Annotated in this window: 19 protein-coding genes, 3 tRNA genes and 5 pseudogenes; 21 read left to right on the top strand and 6 right to left on the bottom strand. The window is 43.7% G+C overall.

Annotation, left to right across the window (positions count from 1 at the left end):
• Positions 1 to 6 precede the first annotated feature (6 nt).
• The 6 genes from JBO43_RS14115 to JBO43_RS14090 all read left to right on the top strand — a co-directional run bounded on the left by JBO43_RS14115 (position 7) and on the right by JBO43_RS14090 (position 4,114).
• Entirely contained in the window at positions 7 to 633 is a 627-nt protein-coding gene (locus JBO43_RS14115; protein WP_202668774.1) for a fimbrial protein, read from the top strand.
• A complete protein-coding gene (locus JBO43_RS14110; protein ID WP_202668773.1) occupies positions 626 to 1,174 on the top strand; it encodes a fimbrial protein in 549 nt (182 codons plus the stop codon). The genes JBO43_RS14115 and JBO43_RS14110 overlap by 8 nt, the downstream gene beginning before the upstream one ends.
• Before the next feature lie 13 nt (positions 1,175 to 1,187).
• Positions 1,188 to 1,736: a fimbrial protein gene (locus tag JBO43_RS14105; RefSeq protein WP_202668772.1), complete on the top strand. Its 549-nt coding sequence runs from the start codon at positions 1,188 to 1,190 to the stop codon at positions 1,734 to 1,736.
• Positions 1,737 to 1,747: 11 nt separating this feature from the next.
• A complete protein-coding gene (locus JBO43_RS14100) occupies positions 1,748 to 2,263 on the top strand; it encodes a fimbrial protein (RefSeq protein ID WP_202668771.1) in 516 nt (171 codons plus the stop codon).
• A 4-nt stretch (positions 2,264 to 2,267) separates the two neighbouring features.
• Positions 2,268 to 2,816 (top strand): fimbrial protein, encoded by a 549-nt coding sequence (locus JBO43_RS14095; RefSeq protein WP_237730059.1) that lies wholly within the window; start codon positions 2,268 to 2,270, stop codon positions 2,814 to 2,816.
• A 284-nt stretch (positions 2,817 to 3,100) separates the two neighbouring features.
• Positions 3,101 to 4,114, top strand: coding sequence for a hypothetical protein (locus JBO43_RS14090; RefSeq protein ID WP_202668770.1), 1,014 nt, complete (start codon positions 3,101 to 3,103; stop codon positions 4,112 to 4,114).
• A gap of 406 nt (positions 4,115 to 4,520) precedes the next feature.
• Here the strand turns inward: JBO43_RS14090 and JBO43_RS14085 are convergent, their stop codons facing one another.
• Entirely contained in the window at positions 4,521 to 5,144 is a 624-nt protein-coding gene (locus tag JBO43_RS14085; RefSeq protein WP_202668769.1) for a helix-turn-helix domain-containing protein, read from the bottom strand.
• A 699-nt stretch (positions 5,145 to 5,843) separates the two neighbouring features.
• On the opposite strand from JBO43_RS14085, the gene JBO43_RS14080 reads away from it, so the two are divergent.
• The 6 genes and pseudogenes from JBO43_RS14080 to JBO43_RS23190 all read left to right on the top strand — a co-directional run.
• Complete coding sequence (locus JBO43_RS14080; protein WP_202668768.1) at positions 5,844 to 9,101, top strand: Ig-like domain-containing protein; 3,258 nt, start codon at positions 5,844 to 5,846, stop codon at positions 9,099 to 9,101.
• Between the two features lie 84 nt (positions 9,102 to 9,185).
• Positions 9,186 to 9,920 (top strand): transposase, encoded by a 735-nt coding sequence (locus JBO43_RS14075; protein ID WP_331251896.1) that lies wholly within the window; start codon positions 9,186 to 9,188, stop codon positions 9,918 to 9,920.
• Complete coding sequence (gene tnpB, locus JBO43_RS23125; protein ID WP_202668803.1) at positions 9,814 to 10,053, top strand: IS66 family insertion sequence element accessory protein TnpB; 240 nt, start codon at positions 9,814 to 9,816, stop codon at positions 10,051 to 10,053. Before JBO43_RS14075 ends, tnpB begins: the two co-directional genes overlap by 107 nt.
• A 48-nt stretch (positions 10,054 to 10,101) precedes the next feature.
• Positions 10,102 to 11,250, top strand: a pseudogene (locus JBO43_RS22990) (IS66 family transposase); the annotation flags it as partial.
• Positions 11,224 to 11,488, top strand: a pseudogene (locus JBO43_RS23195) (VIT1/CCC1 transporter family protein); the annotation flags it as partial. The pseudogenes JBO43_RS22990 and JBO43_RS23195, both read left to right, overlap by 27 nt.
• Positions 11,489 to 11,776: 288 nt before the next feature.
• Positions 11,777 to 11,953, top strand: a pseudogene (locus tag JBO43_RS23190) (transposase); the annotation flags it as partial.
• 986 nt (positions 11,954 to 12,939) lie between these two features.
• On the opposite strand, the gene JBO43_RS14055 reads toward JBO43_RS23190, so the two are convergent.
• Positions 12,940 to 13,440 carry a LuxR C-terminal-related transcriptional regulator gene (locus JBO43_RS14055; protein WP_202668766.1) on the bottom strand — a complete coding sequence of 167 codons (501 nt, stop codon included), beginning with the start codon at positions 13,438 to 13,440 and terminating at the stop codon, positions 12,940 to 12,942.
• A 729-nt stretch (positions 13,441 to 14,169) separates the two neighbouring features.
• Here JBO43_RS14055 and JBO43_RS14050 point away from each other — a divergent pair.
• From JBO43_RS14050 to JBO43_RS14030, 5 genes and pseudogenes are all read left to right on the top strand, one after another.
• Positions 14,170 to 14,397 carry a hypothetical protein gene (locus JBO43_RS14050; RefSeq protein ID WP_202668765.1) on the top strand — a complete coding sequence of 76 codons (228 nt, stop codon included), beginning with the start codon at positions 14,170 to 14,172 and terminating at the stop codon, positions 14,395 to 14,397.
• 326 nt (positions 14,398 to 14,723) lie between these two features.
• A pseudogene (locus tag JBO43_RS14045) lies at positions 14,724 to 15,749 on the top strand (IS3 family transposase); the annotation flags it as partial.
• A gap of 352 nt (positions 15,750 to 16,101) precedes the next feature.
• Positions 16,102 to 16,177 (top strand) — tRNA-Ile (locus JBO43_RS14040).
• Positions 16,178 to 16,179: 2 nt separating this feature from the next.
• Positions 16,180 to 16,255 (top strand) — tRNA-Thr (locus JBO43_RS14035).
• A 3-nt stretch (positions 16,256 to 16,258) separates the two neighbouring features.
• Positions 16,259 to 16,333: transfer RNA gene (locus JBO43_RS14030), tRNA-Gly, on the top strand.
• Between the two features lie 588 nt (positions 16,334 to 16,921).
• On the opposite strand, the gene JBO43_RS14025 is transcribed toward JBO43_RS14030, so the two are convergent.
• Positions 16,922 to 17,215: a hypothetical protein gene (locus JBO43_RS14025; protein WP_202668764.1), complete on the bottom strand. Its 294-nt coding sequence runs from the start codon at positions 17,213 to 17,215 to the stop codon at positions 16,922 to 16,924.
• A 202-nt stretch (positions 17,216 to 17,417) separates the two neighbouring features.
• Between JBO43_RS14025 and JBO43_RS14020 the strand changes: the two genes are divergently transcribed.
• From JBO43_RS14020 to JBO43_RS14005, 4 genes are all read left to right on the top strand, one after another.
• On the top strand, positions 17,418 to 17,588 hold the full coding sequence (locus tag JBO43_RS14020) for a hypothetical protein (protein ID WP_202668763.1): 171 nt from the start codon (positions 17,418 to 17,420) through the stop codon (positions 17,586 to 17,588).
• A gap of 407 nt (positions 17,589 to 17,995) precedes the next feature.
• Entirely contained in the window at positions 17,996 to 18,145 is a 150-nt protein-coding gene (locus tag JBO43_RS14015; RefSeq protein ID WP_202668762.1) for a hypothetical protein, read from the top strand.
• A gap of 150 nt (positions 18,146 to 18,295) precedes the next feature.
• Positions 18,296 to 18,430 carry a hypothetical protein gene (locus JBO43_RS23095; RefSeq protein ID WP_269154285.1) on the top strand — a complete coding sequence of 45 codons (135 nt, stop codon included), beginning with the start codon at positions 18,296 to 18,298 and terminating at the stop codon, positions 18,428 to 18,430.
• A gap of 148 nt (positions 18,431 to 18,578) precedes the next feature.
• Complete coding sequence (locus JBO43_RS14005) at positions 18,579 to 18,794, top strand: hypothetical protein (protein ID WP_202668760.1); 216 nt, start codon at positions 18,579 to 18,581, stop codon at positions 18,792 to 18,794.
• Between the two features lie 347 nt (positions 18,795 to 19,141).
• Here the strand turns inward: JBO43_RS14005 and JBO43_RS14000 are convergent, their stop codons facing one another.
• From JBO43_RS14000 to JBO43_RS13990, 3 genes and pseudogenes are all read right to left on the bottom strand, one after another.
• Entirely contained in the window at positions 19,142 to 19,522 is a 381-nt protein-coding gene (locus JBO43_RS14000; protein ID WP_202668759.1) for a hypothetical protein, read from the bottom strand.
• 345 nt (positions 19,523 to 19,867) lie between these two features.
• A pseudogene (locus JBO43_RS13995) lies at positions 19,868 to 20,006 on the bottom strand (DinI family protein); the annotation flags it as partial.
• Between the two features lie 21 nt (positions 20,007 to 20,027).
• A complete protein-coding gene (locus tag JBO43_RS13990) occupies positions 20,028 to 20,282 on the bottom strand; it encodes a hypothetical protein (RefSeq protein WP_202668758.1) in 255 nt (84 codons plus the stop codon).
• Positions 20,283 to 20,436: the final 154 nt, after the last annotated feature.

The following is a 20,436-nucleotide window of genomic DNA, read 5'->3' as shown; positions in this document are numbered from 1 at the left end:
AAGGCAATGACTATAAAAATGTGCGCACTCAGTTTATCCAGGATATTACTGATCCATTCCAGATTTCACCTGCTGCTACTACTGTCAGCCACTTTGTTCGGCAGGACTGCATTTTCTGCGCCATCGACAGAGATGAATGACAATCATGGACAGTTAATGGTTCATGGTCTACTGGTTGAGGGTGCATGTCAGCTGGATATGAGATCTGAATATCAGGAGATTGACCTTGGCGCAATACCACGAGGTCGTCTTATGAAAACAGGTGATATTGCATTGCCGGTACCCTTTGTGTTGCGATTTAACGACTGTATGCGAAGCGGCGGTTTACAGAAATTCCCTTATGCAGACTCTTACGTATGGGATGACTTACAACCGGTGGTGACACTCAGTTTTGTTGCACCTGCTGATCCTCATATGCCTGAGTTGATCTCGGTTCGTGGCGTTACGGGACTTGCACTGAAGCTGCAGGATCCTTCCGGACATCTTGTGATGCCTGGTGAAAAAGGGATTCCACAGTTTCTAACACCGTCAGACAACCAGTTGGTTTATACAGTGACTGCCGTGCGAACGCCTGCGCCACTGACAACTGGCGTATTTCGTGCTGTCGCTGATTTTAGGGTGAACTATGACTGAGTTTTTAATTGAGCGTCTTCGGCTGACCATGTTTTTAACAATCATTCCAGTCATGCTCTTCCAGGCAGTGTCAGTCCAGGCTAACACAGCAACAATGGATATCAATATATACGGAACCGTTGTCTCTAATGGATCATGTACTTTTAACAACAATGGACCGTTGACGATTGATTTTGGGACAGTTCTGGTCAGCGACAGTAGCAGTTCCGCAGTCATTAATGGTGATTATGTGCAGGACATTGCCAGCAATTTTACATGTAACGGAGATACATCAGGGTTATTACAGCTGAAATTTTCCTCTAACACAGGTACATATGTGACCACGGATGCAGCAAACGATACCATGACAACCAGTAAATCAGGTGTTGGCATCCAGTTATTATGGAATGGGGTGCCACAAAGTATGGACGTTTGGGTTTCTATTTCCACTACGTCACAACCTGTAATTCAGGCTCGCCTTCGTCAGACGGGAAGCGTCAGCAATACAACAAGTGGCGACACTTTTACTGCAGCAGGAACTCTGCTGATGGCGTTTAACTAATATGAGGTACAATATGATGCAAAAGAAATTAGTTGCTTATGTTGCTCTTCTCATCGTCCTGACATTCAGTGTCCTGAATATCTCACAAGCGGCACAAACGGGTGATTCACTGGATGTAAATTTTAAAGGCACGTTCATGGTTGACAAGGATGGGTCATGCACCTTTGTCGATAACGGCCCAGTTGCTATTGACTTTGGAACAGTTGTGATGACAAGTGTATCTGGTGGTGCACTACAGATTAGTGGTGATTATATACAGGATTTTAACGCACCAGTTCAGTGTGACGGTGATTTTTCTGGTGTACAGATGCGATTCAGATCCACAACAGGCTCCTACGAAACTTTCGGTGGCATAAATGTACTTGAGACGAGTACAGGTGTTGTTGCTATTCAGTTACTGAATAATGGCGTACCTCAGTCTATGGGGGAGTACTTTAATTTCCCGCAACCACCGCAAAACCCGACTCTCCAGTTCAGGCTGGTTCAGGTAAGCACTACTGGTAATATCATTAGCGGGGATAAGTTTAATGCTGCTGGTACACTCGAACTTGCATTTAACTAAAGGGGCAAAGAGTGAGAAACGTAATGGCCTTTTTGAGATTATCTTCTGTCTTTCTGGCGATGACGGTATCCGAATCATGCTATGCCGCCCAGGTCGGTGACCAGATTGAAACAACATTTCAGGGACAGTTTTTGCTTTACAGCCCCTGTACACTGAATGGCGACAGGGTTACCGATATTGATTTTGGCGATGTTGGTGTAGATAAGGTTGATGGTATCCGTTACATGCAAAATATTCCGTACTCTGTGGATTGCCACGGAGCACCTGACAATATGCCGCTGAATCTTTCAATCAGTGGTACCGTGCAGCCATGGAACCCAGCGGCGCTAGTGACGGATGCAGATGGGCTGGGAATTGAAATTCAGTCCAGCGGACAGCCGTTTTCACTTAATGTACCGATCAGTACTACTGTACTGGGAGTATCTTCTTTTTCTTTTACCGCTGTACCAGTAAAAGAAAGCCTTCAGAAAGATCTTTCACCGCAACCGTTTAGTGCCGTTGCGACAATGACCGTTGAGTATCAGTGAGGACATGATGAAAATCATTTATAATACGCTACTGATGAACGCTTTCCGACGAGGTATGCTCTACATAATATTATGTCTCACGATACAGCCAGCATTTGCAATACAGGATAACCTTAACTTTAACGGTAATCTTGTCCGTAATCCATGCACCCTTGAAACCACAGCAATTGATGTTGATTTTGGGACCATCGTCGAAAAAGTATTTTACTTGCATGGTAGAACTACAGGGACACCATTTTATATCAAGCTGACGGATTGTGACGCTTCACAATCATCACTGATTACTTTTACGTTCAGTGGTGTTGAAAATAATGCACTTCCCGGTCTCATCGAAACGACAGGGACAGCAGGCGGAATTGCAGTAGGTATTGAGACATACCTTGGTATTCCTTTACCTGTTAACCTACCAGGAATACCCTATACATTCAGTAGTGGAGCGAACACGTTCGAGTTCAAGGCTTATGTTCAGGGGGAACCTGATGCAATTCAAAATGAGAGCATAATACGTGGGCCGTTTTCCGCTACTGCCACATTTGAAGTTGCTTATCAGTAATCCTGATGGAATGCCCATAATTTTGCTGTCAAGTAGAAATTATAAATTATATCTTCTATGATTTATGTTTCAAATACACCGTGATTAAATGATTTCTTAATTAACACATATTCATTTCTTCACAAAATAATTCAGTATCTGTCCACAACACTAGTTACAGCACTTTGTAAAAATAAATAATTTTCGGATTTAATAACATGCATCTTATAAACCATTAATTTTGTGCGTGTAAGCGCTATTTAAGAGAAGTTATTCACCGAGCCTTAGTGGTTATGGTTATGGTTATGGTTATGGTAATCATGCTCATACCATCTACAATTTCGCACACTATTGCTGGTACAACCGTGATTCAATACATAAGCTATACAACCAGTCTTAACGGAGGTTATATCCCTAGTAATCCAAAACCGTTAACTCCAAATGGAGGTTCCTGGTATGGCGACTCAAACACAAGCATAAATTATTATGGTTGGCGTTGGCAATCAGGTGCAATTAGTACTCTGTACAATGCAGTAAACGTTACAAACAATTATCAATCATCTATGAGTGTAAGGTACGCAGCAAGTGGAACAACGTTCGAAGTAGTGTCGGATGGCTATGCTCCTGAGGCTGGAGCTTATAGATGGATTGTACTCGGTTGCAACCAAAATATTTGTAACAAGCAAAACATGATAAAATACACTCCTGCTCCTTATATCGCGAATCTGGTTACAACCACACCAATATCGAAACAATATACACCACATGGGGACCCATTCGGTATACAATTAGCAACACCAAGAGGTGCTGCTGCTTTGAATTCCATTTGTTATGCACTTGAGCATATTAGTACAGGAAAACTATATGGTACAGGAAAGCCGTGGTCATGCTCAGATGGACAGCCATTGGGGAGTGCAGTTTCATGTACTATCAACGGCGGCCAACCCCTGGATGTATTTTTGGGTGACAGTATTGACAGGACTCAGATTGGAACCCAACCAGGAGGTTACGGTGTGACGACAACAAACGTGAATGTAAATTGCACTGGGCCTGCAGGTTCTAGACTTACGGCTTCCGCAGCATTAAACTTTACACCAGTTGCGGGTTCCGGAGATGCTCACATCAGCACATCAAATCCTGGGTTAGGGGTTGTGACAAAATTAGGGGGCAATGTGATGACAAATACCACGGGTGCTCCTGTAAATCTCATTCCTGGCTCTAACCAGTTGCAAATGGATTTCACTCCGGTCCGCCTTGACACAACGCCTATAGAATCAATAGCAACAGGCCCTTTAGCGCATCCGCATCACTCATTCTGACCTGGCAATAAATTCAGCATACTGATATGAGGCGAAAAAAATGCTTCAAAAGACGTTATATTTTTTGTTCTTAGTTGTCTTTTGTTGGGTGGCCATTTTATTGAATGCAAACAAAGTAGTTCTGGTGATATTTAACACAATTGACTCAATTAATTAACATTGAGTTTTGAGTGGCGAATCCTGTGAATCACTCTACGTTCCAGCCAAAAGAAGCTGTTTTTATTATAATAATTAATCACTTTCCATCTATACAGCACTACCCTTTAAGACACACTAAAGGGTAGTGCCACTCATAGTCAAATTGAATATCTGAATCAGTATCGTGCAAGCAATAAAGACAATATACAGAATGAGCTAAGAATATATATGCTCATAACAGGTGACTTTTTCCGCTAACTAGTGAGATTCAGTATGATTTTGGCAACTTCCTTAAATCAAGAAGTTTACCTCTTTGTAATATGAGATACCCCCCAAGTGACAGGTCTTTTAGCACTTTGTTGAGGGAGCTACGTGATATATTACTACGGCCCATGATAAAATCGAAAACAGATATTTTTTCTCGCTCTCCTTGCGGATATCGCCAAAGTATCTCAAGATGATTTCTTATTACATCATAAACGGTATTCCCGGATACAACCTCATCGCGCTGATAGTAAAACTGAGAAGCTTGACACAAGACTTTTGCGGCTTCCTGCCATAAACTCTCACTGGTTAAATATTCCATTGCTGCAAGTCTGTTAATAGCAATTATTTGTGCCTCAGTTACCGTAGATAAATAATGGTAATAAACATCCGAAAATAGACTGGTCAAACCCAGCACTGATGGCGATTTTGTCGTTAGCACTATAATGTCATCTTTTTTTCTTCTGACATCAACAATGCCATGCTGAATGATATAGATATAGGATTGTGATTTATCCTGAAACGTTATTTTTTGATGAGGAGCGGCATATATTGTGTGTCGCGTACCACACTCAGACAGTTGCTCTATAAGGTTCCGATTAGGTTCGAAATCAACGTAATTATCCATAATGTATTTTAAACACCCCAAACCCAACAATATTGATCTTATAGTAGCACCACTTCAATCATAGTTAAGTGCATTTGTCCACTAGGCAATGCTTTATTTTACACCATTAATCCCCCTCAGCTATTTCATAGAAAATCAACACCCTGCGATTTTCGCTGGTCCGGAATATTATTTATTTTACACCTGAAGTATATAGTGGTGGCAGATGCACCATATTAAATCACAATAAGTCAACCCTGGTGATTGTGTTAATTAAAACTTCCTCTCAAGTTAGCATTCATTTAAATTGTGTTTTTTTGATTATCCGTTAGATCGTGGGGGATGCTATTTTTTGACGAATGAATTTTTTTGAAATGTAGTTGGGTATATTCTCTAAAAGGATAAATGGATTGTTTTATTTACAAATTATTAAAAGCAATTTCAATTTTTTCTTAGTTGTGAAATAACCAATGAATTAATGAGTTAAGGAGCAACTGAATCAACTGGAGTAATGAGTTTTGTATATAACCCTGGCCTCAGAAACGACAGTGCTTTCATTTTTAAAAAATAATATGGAGGCATGATCAATCTGATGATTTTCTTTCAACTAGAATTTTTTACATCTTATTTGCCGGGCAATTTATTGCTTTTGGGGATTTTCATAATCCACATAAACCGCTCTCGAATAACGGAAGATGTGATTGACTAATGGAGGTTTATATGTCAACCAGAATGAAACTGGTCTTGGCTTTGCTTTTGGCTTTTCAAATTCTTTTCATAATGATGCCTTCACATGCAGGAGATGATCCCGCGAAAAATGGAGTATTATCCTCTTCTTCTGCTAATGATCTACCAGTGGCTGTCACAACACTGGCCGGAGCTGCCCAGGAGGGCTCTTTACCTGACACAGCCATACGCATGAGTTCAAACGAGGCTGCATCGCTCATTCAGTCATGGCTAAGTTATAGTGGTACGGCGCGGGTTAATTTGGAACTGGACAACGATTTCAGTCTTGATAATTCCTCAGTGGATGTACTGTATCCTTTTCTGAAAAGCGAGCATCGTACCTTTTTCACTCAGTTAGGCCTCAGAGATAATGATGGATATATCACTACAAATCTGGGAGGAGGGCAGCGCTTCTTTGGTAAAGAATGGGGGCTGGGGTATAACCTGTTCTGGGATGCAACATGGAATAGCCCAAATCACCGATTGGGGGTGGGGGGCGAGGCCTTGCATGATTATATGAAGTTATCAGTCAATGCTTATCAGGGTATATCAGGATGGCACTCCTCCAGTGAGTATACTGATTATGATGAACGTCCCGCTGATGGCTGGGATATCCGTGCGGAAGGATGGTTACCTCATTATCCGCAGCTAGGTGGGCGTCTCATGCTTGAGCAATATTATGGTGATGAGGTTGCTCTCATAGGGCATGATGACAGAACGAAAAATCCATTCGCAACAACAGTAGGAATTAACTATACCCCAGTTCCGATGGTCACACTCGGGACGGAGATGAAAAACGTAAAATCGGGTCATAACGAAGCGATGTTCACGCTTGCTTTCACCTTCAACCCGGGGATGTCATTGCAAAAACAAATGACGCCAGACTCTGTTTCCTCATTAAGAAGTCTGACAGGGCAACAACTTGATCTCGTTAGCCGTAATAACAATGTGCTCCTTGATTATCGTAAGCAAAATGTCCTGTCACTGATTTTTCCTGCCAGAATTATGGGAGAGGAACTCTCAACGTTTGACTTCACGCCAGTCATCAAATCAAAGTATCATGTAGACAACATCAAACTTAACGATACCCAACTCGTTAAGGCAGGCGGTCGTGTTATTAGTGCAACTCCACAAAAAATCTCTCTCCAGCTCCCTCCTTTTTCATCTCAACCGGTCATACTGTCTGGATATGTAATAGATAACCATGGCAATAAATCAGAACTGGCTGAATCAGAAATAAGTGTTACTGTATCACAGCGCATACTGAACATTACTGCCGACAAAAATAATGTCATCGCGGACGGTTATGATTTTGCTACACTGAAAGTGAATGTCAGTAACGTTCAGGGTTCAGGGGTGGCTAATGAATATGTTTCGTTCAGCACTGATGATGGAGTTTTGTCATCCAATGCCGGTACCACAGATCAAAATGGAAATGTTACCGTTTTTCTTCGTGGCACTGATTCTGGCATCTATCATGTGACAGCAACAAGTTCTGGTCAGAAAGTCATGCATGATGGTGTCAATTTTATTTCATCGCTTTCTGGAAATCTTACAGTAGACAAACTGATGGCACTTGCTGACGGCACAGACCGAGTCAAGTTCACATTAATTCTGAAAAATTCACTTGGCGAAGAGATTCCAGACAGACAAGTTAACTGGCGCACCACAGGAGGCGAGTTAACTGCAAATTCAACCAGAACTGATCCTCATGGGCAGACAACTGTTTATCTTTCCAGCAAGTTATCTGGGGAATCACTCGTCACAGCAAGCGTTGGAAATCAGCAATTTTTGGCGCCCAATGTTAAATTTACAGACAATCAGCCACACTTGAGTATATTTACCAGTAAATCCGTGGCCAGTGCTGATGGTGCCGATTTTGTTACTGTTACACTTACATCTCGTGATATGCAAGGCGCTCCACTCCCAGGGGCTGCAGTACAATGGTCAACAGACCTGGGGACATTAAGTGCAACAGAAACGATAACTTCAGAAGATGGAATATCACGGGTTAATTTGTCAAGTCTGCAAGAGGGGGAAACAACCGTTACAGCTGATGTCCGGGGCGAGAAAATTCGTACTTCCTCCATCATCTTTAATAAAGTACTGCAGATTAAAGTGGAGGCTGATAAACCTCAAATTGCAGCAAATGGGGAAGAAACAGCGGAATTGACAGCTTTCGTAAGCGATATGGCAGGTCAACCATTATCAGGAATCAAAGTGGACTGGTCGTCGACTGCCGGAGCCCTTTCTGAACTCTATTCGATTACCGACAAAAATGGTCGCGCTCGCAATGAAATACGGGCCAGTCAAGCAGGTAATGCAATGATTACCGCAAAAGCAGGAAGACAGGAAGCCAATACAGACATTGTGTTTCTTGCTTCTGAACTGAACATGATGCTCGGTTTATCATCTGATGCTGAAACGATTATTGCGGATGGTAAGGATGTGGCCAACATCACAGCAACAGTAACCGACACAAATGGAAAGGGCTTAGAGGGACTGGAAGTAACCATCACTGCACCTAATGCAAAACCTGTCAGCTCGACGTCAGTGACTGATTCAAATGGTATTGTTAAAGTAACGCTCACTGCAGAAGAGGCTGGTGATATATTGATTACAGCGAATACAGGTACTGTTAGCGAAAAATTAACAATAACTGCAATATCTCCGTCACCGGAAGTGATACTGGCAACTGCTACTGCAGTAGATAATTCCGGGACGAATGTCAACAATGTTTCTTTTGGAACAAAAAGTCCTTTATATGCATGGCCTGGGGCAAAAATCAGATTATCTATGCCCGGTGCAAAAGGCCCTGTTAAGTGGTCTTCTGACTTAAGCGGCGTAACCATTGAAGATGATGTTTTGACTTTTAATACAGCACCGGGTGAAATGACAATTAATGGTAAAGACAGCGAAGGAAAGAAAGCCGTTTATCAAATATCCTTACTACACTGGATCTCTTATATATCTGACTTTGCGGCCTTTTATGGCGAGCCAGGATATGTTGGTCTATCAGCATATGGAACTTGCACTGATAAAGGAGCAAAAGTCCTGACACTCGGTGTGTATCATGCCATTTATAAGGAGTGGGGAAATCTTTACAATTATAATGGCTGGAAAACAGCATATTACCATACATCAACTCCATATGGTGGTTCCGATCCACATGTATCTAATTACTATTTCTGGGGGGAAGATGGTAGCGCAGGAAAAAACAGATGGGGAATGCTTAACTTTGCATGTGAGTAAACAATTAGTGCAATAAATCATAAGAGTCACATATACTGCATGAGATTTAAATATGATTTATTAAATGGCATGAATATTTAATCAATGAAAGGCCGGAATCCCGGCCTTTCATTATGTAGGCATCCCAGTGTTGTGGTGCCTGAAGGCATAATAAGGGTGCATTTAATCGCCAGAACTTACTACCCGGTAAGAAAAGTAAGCGTACAGCGAGAAATGTCTGGTCATAATCTGATGAACTCGACAACGTGGTGTCCAGGATCTGGGGCGCAGAAAAATAGTGGTGGGAACCATAGTGGCGATACGCATAAAAATGTAACTGCCAGCAGGTGTAACGACTGCCCTGACTACTCCCGCGAATTTAAGCAGCAGTTTGTAGCGACTTCCACTGAACCTGGTGTGTCGATATCAAAACTGGCGCTTGAAAATAGCATGAACTCCAGTCTGTTGCTCAAATGGTGTCAGCAACCGCGTGAAGGAAAGCTACCGCTGCCTTCACCAGAAAGCCCTCAGCAACTCCCTGTAACACTTGATGCCCCTGCTGCATTACTGGCGGAGCAGCCTGAACTGCCTGCAGAGGTCCAGCAAGCTCTCAATATCAGTTGTGAAGTCACGTTCCGGCACGGAATGCCCAACCTGAACTTGACGGGCAGTGAAAGTCTCCTGACCAGGAACTCAAACGGCGCTCCCGCTTTCATCAGGTACAAAGGTCTGACTGGTTTCTGGCATCCCCTATGTCCGGCCACGTCTTCATCTTCCGGGAAAGCTGTGGCAGTCATGGTCTGCCTGCGACGGTCTGTGCCTGCTGTCTATACGCCTTGAGTGCGGCCGCTTCGCCTTGCTGTCGGCATGTGATGGCAAAGTGTTCCTGACGCAGGTACAGCTGGCGAAGCTGATCGAAGGCATCGACTTGCGACAGCCAAAGCGGTTGCTGACCTCCCTGACCATTCTATAGACCTCTTTATCCAGGTTGTTGCAGAACCGACCTGCTAAAATCATGGAAATGGACAATGGATCTTCTGACGACATTCTTCTGCTGAAACATCAGCATTGCAGGAAAATCTGAGCAACCGGGAGCGTGAAGCAGACTATCTGCCGTCGCAACTGGATCAACTCCGCCGGATGAACTTCGCAGTCCTTCCGAAAAGGTCTCCCTCCGTATCGCACAGATGGAAGCTAACCTGAACTGGCTACACAAAGAAAGCGATATGCTTACTGGCCGGGTGGATGACCCGACAGTGCAGCGCCCGCTACACCCCCCCAAATCCGTAAACCGTTTTCCTAATCACTCCCCCGCGATGAAAAACGCATACAGCCAGTCGAGTTCTGCTGCCCGGCGGGTGGTAGCTCGAATAGCTACCTGGGCGAAGACTGAAGCGCAGCGCCTTCGCTCCCCATCGGGCAGGGTATTTGCAGGACCCGGAAAGTATGCAGAGCACACCCCGCTGTACCGCCAGTCAGAAATATACAACCGCCTCAGAGTAGAAGTGAGCCGCTCACTCCTGTCGGGTTGGGTGGATACGTGTTGCCGGCTGCTGCCACACCACCGGAAGAAGCGCTTCAGGGCTATGTACTGACCGACGGTAAACTCAATGCCGCTGACACACCTGTTCCGGTGTTGCTGACGGGTAACAAAAAAACGAAGACAGTGCTGTTGTGGACGCACGTTCTTGAAGATCGCTACGCCGGGTCAGCGCTGGCATCGGTAGTGTGGTTCGCCTACAGAAAAGGCAGCGCCCCACGGCCCCATCTTGACGCTGCAGGCCAATGCAGATGCCCCGGATTCAACAAGCTATACCGAAATAGCCTGATAACGGACGCAGCCAACTGGGCTAACGCCAGCGGCAAGACCATGATGTGCACGTTCATACCCCGTCAGTACTGACAGAAGAATCCCTGAAACGGATCGGCGAACGGTAAGCCACAGAGGCAGATGCAAGGGGAGTGCCGGAGGAGCAGCCCCTTGCCGAACGTCAGTTGAAAACGAAATTTCGGCTGAAATTCCTCGAAGCTGGCTACGTGAAAAGGTGACCCCCTGTCGCGACAATCAGAGCTGGCGAAAGTGTTCGCGTACGCACTAAACCAGTTGCCGACACTGACGTACTATGCAGATGATTGTACTGAGGCAAATGACGGAATTATATCGACAGCACGCTTTGTTCTTTGAGTTTCGTCGGCGAAAAGCAGCCCTTCAAGCGTTTTACTCGCAAGTGTTGCCGTGCTGCTTTCTTGAACTATGTCTATGACAACAGGTGAATATGTTTCAGTATCATCTCTTTCAAAGACCGAAGATGCTTCACTTTCTCAGGAAAAAGATGAAAAACGTTTCTCAGGGAGAAATGTTTAAGCTGACTTCACTGTATATACAAAGGAGGATGAGCTATAGCCTTTGCCTCCTGGACAGTCTGTAAGATTCCTGAATGCGATAAAAGCGTCTATTCGTAGACGCATATCCGTTTATGCATTTACCATACTGTGCGCAACAGCCTGAAATGTAATTGTGAAACACAGGGGTGCTGTAAGCCGTTGAGCCACAGCAACGGAAGATACAACTCTGCAAGCAAATGATAAGTTCGAGGAGGACTGGGACGACCGATACACGCAAATCACCAAAAGCTGGCGTGGCAATCACGAAAATCTCAATACGTTCGTAAACTACCCACCGATATAAAAAGAACGTCTACACAACGAATGCCATAGAGTCGCTGAACAGTGTGGTCAGGACAAACATCAGGATGAGAACAGTTTTCTCTAATGACGACCCGGTGCAAAAAGTAATTTATTTGCCAGTCGTGGATGAGCCAAAAAAATTTGTATGCCAATTCAGAACGCTGAGCTGTTTTGTATCGAGTTAAGTCACCTGCAGTGCGTCATTTGGTTATAAAAAATTACTTACAGTCTCATACGATTGCTCGCAGAATCATCCTTCATAATGCTCATTTAATTACCTTCGCCTCTGGTTTACCGTGTATCAGATCAGTGATAACGTCGGTTTAAGGAGGCTGACCTTGCGATTTCTCTTTAAATGCTACGAAAATTTGTCAGGGACAATTAGTGATTCAATAATAATAGTGCAACACAAGTCTTTGAATTTCGTTAAGTCAATATTTTTGACTGTTTGTGGTTCTGCACACGAAACACAAGGTAGTCAGTTGTGACTGTACTTAATTACTATTTTCTGAATTTCTCCAGTCGACAAATGTCTATTCCAAATAGCAAATCAGGCAATAAAATTAATAACATTTATTTCGATTGATGGCTTTCTTTATGTCCAGGCACACTAGAATTGACAAATCAGCAAACGTTTAGTCTCATTGTGTCATGAGCATCAAAATATAGGATTGTTATCTGGATAAGTTGAAAATATCAAAACGATAAATTTGTAATGATAGAACTCTCGCTCAGGCGACAATTTTTTCCATAAATAATGTCGCTGGCAATACAATATATTAACAGCTTGATGTTTTTGAACAATCGATTGGTACTCTGCACTACGGTCTGAGAGGGCCAGACCTCTCTGTTTGAGCTGAAGTATATTACCTTCATCATCATATATCTGTTTAGACTGGATAGCATCAAAAATGCAAGATGTTGTACGATGCTTCAAATAAACCACCATTAGTAGTGCATGCAGTTTCTATGGGCTTTGCAAAGCAAATGATTTGATAACGAGTAAATTTAGTATATGCAAGATGTTATCCGCGCAAAACCTAATATCTAGACAGGAAGATATCTACATTTATGTAATGGAAAGAATTGAAAAGAGCAGTGTTAGAAAAGATTTAATGAAAGTGTTAAGAAATAATCGTTCATTAATAGCCAGTCAAAAATAAGTGTGCATTCAAAGCGCTTGACAGAATAGATAAAGTTGCTTTTTGTTTTTTAATTTTAATTTAGATATGATGTTTCTTCTGTGGCAGCTTAACGTTTTTTTTGAAATTCTCAGGTCAGCAGCAATTTTATCATCCGTTTCGCAATTCTTAAAAAGTTTACATACGGTCAATTCTCTGGGTGAGAGTTTTTTGTTAACATATGACTGGTTAGCATCACCGTCGAATGAAAGGTTACGATACAATTCATTAACTGACTTTGAGGCATCAATTATTTTATAGTTGGGTACGCAAGAGGAGTTTTTTAAAATGCTATAAACATCTTTCTCACACAAAATAATATTTTTGAAGTAACTTTTAATTCCATCATCTAAATCAATCATGTGATGTTTGTAATTTTCGAAATTGGTTCGGCTGATTATTACAAAATCATCATTAAATACATCATGGATGCACTTTATTAATCCAATAGCAAAATAGTGATTATCTGTGATGATGACAATATTAATCATAAAGAGTATCTCGTTCTAAAAAATTAAGATAATAAAAGCATAAGATGATGGATAAGTCTCAGGCGCTTAATGCTTAATTTAATAGCAGCCTGATTGAACTAACATTTAATATTCAATAGAAGGCACTAAGAAGCAGTGAACAAGCACTTTGAAAATAGTTTGCAAAAGACACTTTGGAGTGTTCTATAAATTATAATGATTTGCATCATGTTATATACCCAGGACATCATAAGTATCAGGTTGAAATTTCAATGAAGGTTTTTAGTCACACACATAAAAAAACTTAATTCGATAATATTTCATATAATAATTATACCACATAACCCTATGGGTTTATGTGCATAAAAACACCATGCGATGTGTAATTAAATAACATGTAACCAGGTAAAGCAATGGGATTATGCAAAACGTTGATCGTATCGGTTTGAGTGATTATCATTTATGAGAAATACAAAAGGAAAACAAATTGATAGTATTCACATGCTTCGCAATTAGTTACAAAGGATATAAAAAATTGGCGAGATTATTGTTTGTAAAACTGTAAGTTTTATAGATAAAAAAGATGATACTCTTCATTTTTTGTCTTAATCTTGAAAAAAAAGAACCAATACACAAAAAAAACGCACGAAATATCTTAAAGTGGTCATTCAACAAAGGGCTGGTATGCTTAAATGTAGTGAGAGGATGTGAAAAACAATTGAGATAAGGTAGCCAAAAGAGGATTTTATAATGAACAAAGAACTATATGGTACAGAGACAGAATCGTGGCGTCGCTTATGGAATGGTGTGACTAATTACAGTTATGGAATTTATCATCAAATTGATAACGTAAACATGCTCATTCTAAATAGTGAAAATAATTGCAAGACTGACCAGAAGAAATTGTTGATACTTTTGGAATTGAAAAAATACCTCGAATCTATAGCAAAAGCAGGAAATATTCCCCATTATAAATAATGGCGTGTCAACAGCGATAGTAGTTGGGTTCAAAAACCATCATTAAAATTATCGAATGAATTATCACACAACTTTTTAAATCAAGCATTGCTTAGTGCAGATAGTGCTTGTGCAAATGCATTTGAAATACCAAATTGCTGAGTTGTATTTATAGATATTTTTATGTTTTGATGATAATCTTCTCGTACTTTTTGATTTCAATGCCTTCCTCCATTACCAGCAAGTTAAACGCATCTTAATTCAGAGTTTATCAGAGATCTCATCAGGCCCATTGACCTGCTCCCCGATGTTAGTAATGTCTTCATAAGCCACATGAGGACATCCCCATGAAGAAGCGTTTTTCCGACGAACAAATCATCAGTATTCTCCGCGAGGCCGAAGCAGGAGTTTCTGCCCTCGAGCTCTGCCGCAAACACGCTATTTCCGATGCCACATTTTACACCTGGCGTAAAAAGTATGGCTGCATGGAGGTGCACGAGGTTAAGCGCCTGAAGTCGCTTGAGGAAGAGAACGCACGACTCAAGAAGCTGCTGGCCGAAGCCATGCCAGATATGGAGGCGCTTCAGGTGGCCCTGAGCAGACAGTACTGACGACAGACCAGAAGCGGGAAGGCGTGCTGTTGATGTGTGATGAGACCGGTCTGTCGCAACGTCGTGCATGCTGGCTTGCAGGTTTGTCCCTGTCGACCTGCAGTTATGATGCTCAGCGTCCGGCTGCTGATGCACATTTATCAGGGCGTATTACTGAGCTGGCGCTTGAACGCAGACGTTTTGGTTATCGGCGCATCTGGCAGTTGCTGCGTAGGAAGGCCTTCACGTCAATCACAAGCGGGTATACCGTATTTACCACCTTAATGGACTGAGCGTAAACGCAGACGACGCCGTAAAGGGCTGGCGACCGAACGATTTACGCTTCTGCGCCCGGATGCGCCGAACCTTAAATGGTCGATGGATTTCGTTATGGACGCTCTGGCCAACGGTCGCAGGATAAAGTGCCTGACCTGTGTGGATGATTTCACGAAGGAGCGTCTGACGATCACCGCTGCTTTCGGTATTTCAGGCCTTCAGGTCACGCGTATTCTGGACAGCATCGCGCTGTTTCGGTGCTATCCTACGACAATAAGAACCGATCAGGGCCCGGAATTTACCTGCCGCGCACTCGATCAATGGGCCTTTGAGCATGGTGTGGAACTACGGCTTATCCAGTAAGGTAAGCCAATGCAGAACGCATTTATTGAGAGTTTTAACGGACGCTTTCGCGATGAGTGTCTGAATGAAAACTGGTTCAGCGATATTCTTAATGCCCGGAAAACGATTAATGGCTGGCGTCTTGATGAGAAGTCGGCAGCCCCCATGATTGAAACATTTTCCATTTGAAAATCGACCAGAATCTAAAACTGCTCTATACAGAGAGCAAAGTTAATATAAAAATCAAACTTCTAAAGGTTGTAGTTTTGTTCCGTTCTTTGCATTTTTTTGTGCTTTTTTGTTTTGATTAAGCCTATATATTCTCCGCTCGCAACTGAGATGGCGTTGCAGCTTCTGGCGAAAATGAATCCTTCAGCTGTAGCGCCATCTCAGTTGCGGTGAATCCCCCTATGCGGCGGGGCTATTAGCCTGATTTAAAAGTCTTGCATCCCAGAACGCGCACCAGTTGTGGCTAAGAATTGTTGCACCGGGAGGCACCCGGCACCTCAATATCTCAGGCCCTTTAGCTCAGTGGTAAGAGCGAGCGACTCATAATCGCCAGGTCGCTGGTTCAAGTCCAGCAAGGGCCACCAACGCCGACTTAGCTCAGTAGGTAGAGCAACTGACTTGTAATCAGTAGGTCACCAGTTCGATTCCGGTAGTCGGCACCAAATGCGGTCATCGTATAATGGCTATTATCTCAGCCTTCCAAGCTGATGATGCGGGTTCGATTCCCGCTGACCGCTCCAGATTTTGCTTTTCTGTCTGCGATGATGGTTTAAGCCGAGTCGTGAGAAAGCGTTTCCATTGAAACCTCGCTTCTGCGGGTTTTTATTGTTTCTGCTCGACAGGTAAGAGTATTTGCAGGTGATCGAGTCTCCGGGTTCGCAAGAATCCTCGCTGAATGCTCTTTCCTGTGGTGAATCCGTAGGTCGATACGGCTGAATAAATATCAGTCCGGGACAAGGTTTAAACGTACCGAACGAGGTGAGATCATTAGACAGGTTGTGCTGCTAACCGCATGGCCCTATCGACGCCAGCCACCACAGCGCTTTTAATCCCAGTCCTGGCATCCTCAGGGGATTTTGCGTTTGATTTACTGTAAATTCCGCTCAGATGGTGAGGCGGCTTCAATTTTTGCTGATTTCCCGCTCCACGCGTGCGGGAAGAATAAATGAAACCTCAAGGAAAAGTCGGAGAAAAGATACGAATTCCCTTGCCTCATGATCGCTTGCCTCTAGCTCGTGAACGGCTTCATTTCTGTCGGGGCGTATTTTATGCGCCCAGCACTTCATTGATTCAGTCAGGATGCCATCGCACCGGGCCTTTTCAATTCGCTATAAAAGATTACCACTTTCATAACCCAGGGCTCTTAGCGCCACTTCCATCACGCTCCGGCATCCAGTGATGATTCTGGCTGGCGTCCGGTTTGCAAGCACGTCTTCCTGAAGCTCAACAAAGACGGGCCTGAGTTTTTCAGGGTAGAAGGGGGAGTCATCGGGCTCAATGAGTTTCGGATAAGTTCCCAGAAGCTGGGGTTCGCCAGTAAATCGCCATTCTGAATTTTTTTCAGCCGATTTTATTTGCTTCAGCTGGCTGTACTGACATGAAAACCAGACCAGAACGGGCATGTGGCACTCACTGCATGCGCTGACACCGTAAGCTTTTACGGGGGGGGTATCAGTGCGGGAGTACGCTGTGGCATGGAACGAGTTGACAGGGGTATTCAGCTGTAACACCTCTTCCCGATGGAGATACTCGGTAATCCCGCGAAGTATTAACTGTGTCCGCTGATAGCAGTGTGGGCATTTAATTTTAACGGAGAACATATCTGTGACACCTGTTATCAAAGTGATGAATGAATTTGAGGTAAGCATTTCGGCGTCCACCCTGGATTCAGTTGCCGCCATAGAGCGCAAATTTGCTCTGGCGACTGCGTACCTGATTTCAGAGCAACGTCGCCTGTTTCTTGAGGCTGAAGCCTTGAGGAACAATACCATATAACGATTAATGGACTGAGCGACGGACATCCACTGCAGCACTTTTAATATCAGCCCAGATGCCAGGGCTTTTTTATTCCCGCACCACGCTCGGCGCACATTCAGGGTGAGTCTTAGCAGTGGTCATTGTGATGTGGCCGCTGCACAGCACTATTTTGTTTCCTGAATACCCTGCCGATATCTGGCTGCTGGCACAGCCGGCGGTGGCCCGCCGTTAAACTATGCTGAGGTTAATATGTGGAAAGACACGGGTATAGGGATTGAGGCGTCAGGTGAGTTGATTTGGGCTCGCATAGAGACTGACGGATCATCGTTGAGGCTAGCCGAAATTTAAGCACTCATAGGCAAGATGATTTTTTTTAATCTCATATAAATTCCCGGTGCTGAGGAGTCGGCATTAAAGGGTAATTTATGAATAAGTTTACAATTCCACCGCTGCCAGTCCTGTCTGGTAATGCTCGTTATGGTCAGGAAACCGCATTTCGTTTTAATGGTGATGTCAAGGGGCCGGATGGTTACGTCATTAAAAGAATCGATGTCGATTCCAATATGGTAATTTGAGTCCCCATTCAACAGCTGGATGCGGTAACTGGACAATGGCACACTATCGGAACCTGCTGCTAAGTTTTTCAGTAACCCGGGTCGCTTTGGCGACCTTTTTTACTTCAGCCTCCCAGCCTCCGGAGTGCCGGTCAGGCACTACGGAACCCTATGGACGAAACACAAGAACAGGCTGTCCGCGCGCTGGCGGTCATTCGCTACGTCAACACCTGGAAGAAGCTGATTATTTTCATGGTGCTGGTAACGTTCTGCGCATCCGGGTATTCGTTAAAACCGCGCTTTTAGCTGGGCTTAAAAAGCGCGATGCAGAAAGCGTTGCCGGTGAACCCTTCTGGGTGGTGAAAGTAGGCCCTGATGATACCGGCACGTGCACTGTCACGCTCGCGCGTGGTCAGCCCGGTAAGCACGCCCCCTTGCGTGAGGGACGCATGCGATGACCTCAGGAAATAAGCCTTTAATTGACCTCGGGAATATATCCAATCTTGCTGTTTATCTGAAAGCCACTGAAAAGCAGATGCTGCAGGCGTATGGGCGCGCGCTTGGCCGCATGGCGACTTGGCTTAAAACCCACTCCGCCAGAATGGGCAGTGACGGTAACGGGATCATCGCTTCAGTTCCTGTATCAGCAGAGTTAGAAGCTTTTCGCTGACAGTGCCGTTGAGGCGGAGCGTCTCGTGCCGGAAAGTTATCTCACAGCTTATACTGAGGGCTTGCGGGTTCTCTGCGGGCGGTCCTGGCTGTACGCTTACCATGAAACCCGGTTCGGCGTTTTTTTTTACAAATACCGGCCAAAGGCCGGTTGGGTCACTCTCTTCAACGAATGTATTAACGTTTCAGTTCGTTAGTTGCGCAGGAATTATGGTTGCGAAAAGGGATAGGTGCTATTCAGATGGTTCTTGATATCTAGGATAGGATCCACAACCCGTTGTATACAAAAACGGGTGCGGCTGGTTAGTCAGTGTTCATGCAAGATTTTGGAAAGCGTGTTGCTTTAATTTATAAGATAGCCGGGTCTTTGGTATCTATTTGTAAATATTTCATGAGTCCCACTTGTGCCGCTTCTTCAGAGTTTACGTCCTTTGCTTTTAAATAAAATGAACGTGCAACTGTGTAGGGGGCTTGTTCGGCAGGCATAACAGCAAATGTAAAGGATTTGCCTTTGCCTGAAACAATACAGGTTACTTGCCATTGCTTGTCTTGAATAATCTTACTTAAGCATTCGGTAGGGCCATAATAGCTCCCGAGATATGAGTTAAGTCGAGAAATAGCATCCTGTACATAATCAGGTTTACCCTTATGTTCATAACGGACCCATGCACCACCAAGTGTAATGGCTAGTGTTGCTGCAACTATCACTGTGATTTTTTTCCCTCTCATGTAACTCATTCCTGTCAATGGTCAATATGTTGAAGCCCTGTGGAGGCTATTCGTTAACAATAGATGCATTTATTTTGTATGCTATTGATGTATAAATGACTAATAATAAACTTTGTCGCGATTATAGACAACTTAATCAGCACGGATAATCTAGACATTTTCGAGGCTTTGATAATACTGGTTTTCATATTCATCCGGTGGCATGTGATTACTTGAACTGAATCGCCACGGTTTTAACAGACACCTCAGAGTCATTTAAGATGGCTTAAAGAGAGGTGCACATGAGTGGTAAGCGCTATCCCGAAGAGTTTAAAACTGAAGCAGTCAAACAGGTTATTGATCGCGGTTAGCCTGCATCGGCTTTACGCGCACTGAGGCGGCTGGTAAAACGGTATGAACACGCTTGGTCAACTCAGAAGGTATGACATCCTGAGCCCGCTGGCCCCTCAATATTGCGCTTGTCATAAATGAGTTCTACAAACATTTTTGTACCTTACATAATGAGCTAATGATCCTGTGTATTCTTAATACCGGCTTCGATGTAATCGATACGTTTCTGAAGTTCCAGTACTAATAATTTCGCCATACTTAGGCGAATCATCAGATCCTGGTCAGGGTAGACAGGAACATTCTCAAGCCCAATAGCCTCTGGGGTATCAACAAACGAAGTCCGTAGGATGATGAGGTTTCCCATGCAACTGTGATCCACCTTGAAGGATGTCAGTTCACGCATACCGCCTAATTCATCTTTGCTATTCATCTATACACCCTAAAGACCTGTTCGGATATGGGTCTTCCCTTGTTGTGGTGGCTGAAGGCATGATGATGGTGTATTTAATCGCCAGAGGTCACCGCTATGGACGAAAAGTCCCTCTACGCTCATATTCTTAACCTGTCCGCTCCGTGGCAGGTGA

The organism is Lelliottia jeotgali (assembly GCF_016771845.1).
In the GTDB taxonomy this organism is placed as follows: Bacteria; Pseudomonadota; Gammaproteobacteria; order Enterobacterales; family Enterobacteriaceae; genus Enterobacter; species Enterobacter jeotgali.
The sequence above is the reverse complement of the archived record's forward strand: the minus strand, read 5'-3'. Positions and strand labels throughout refer to the sequence as shown.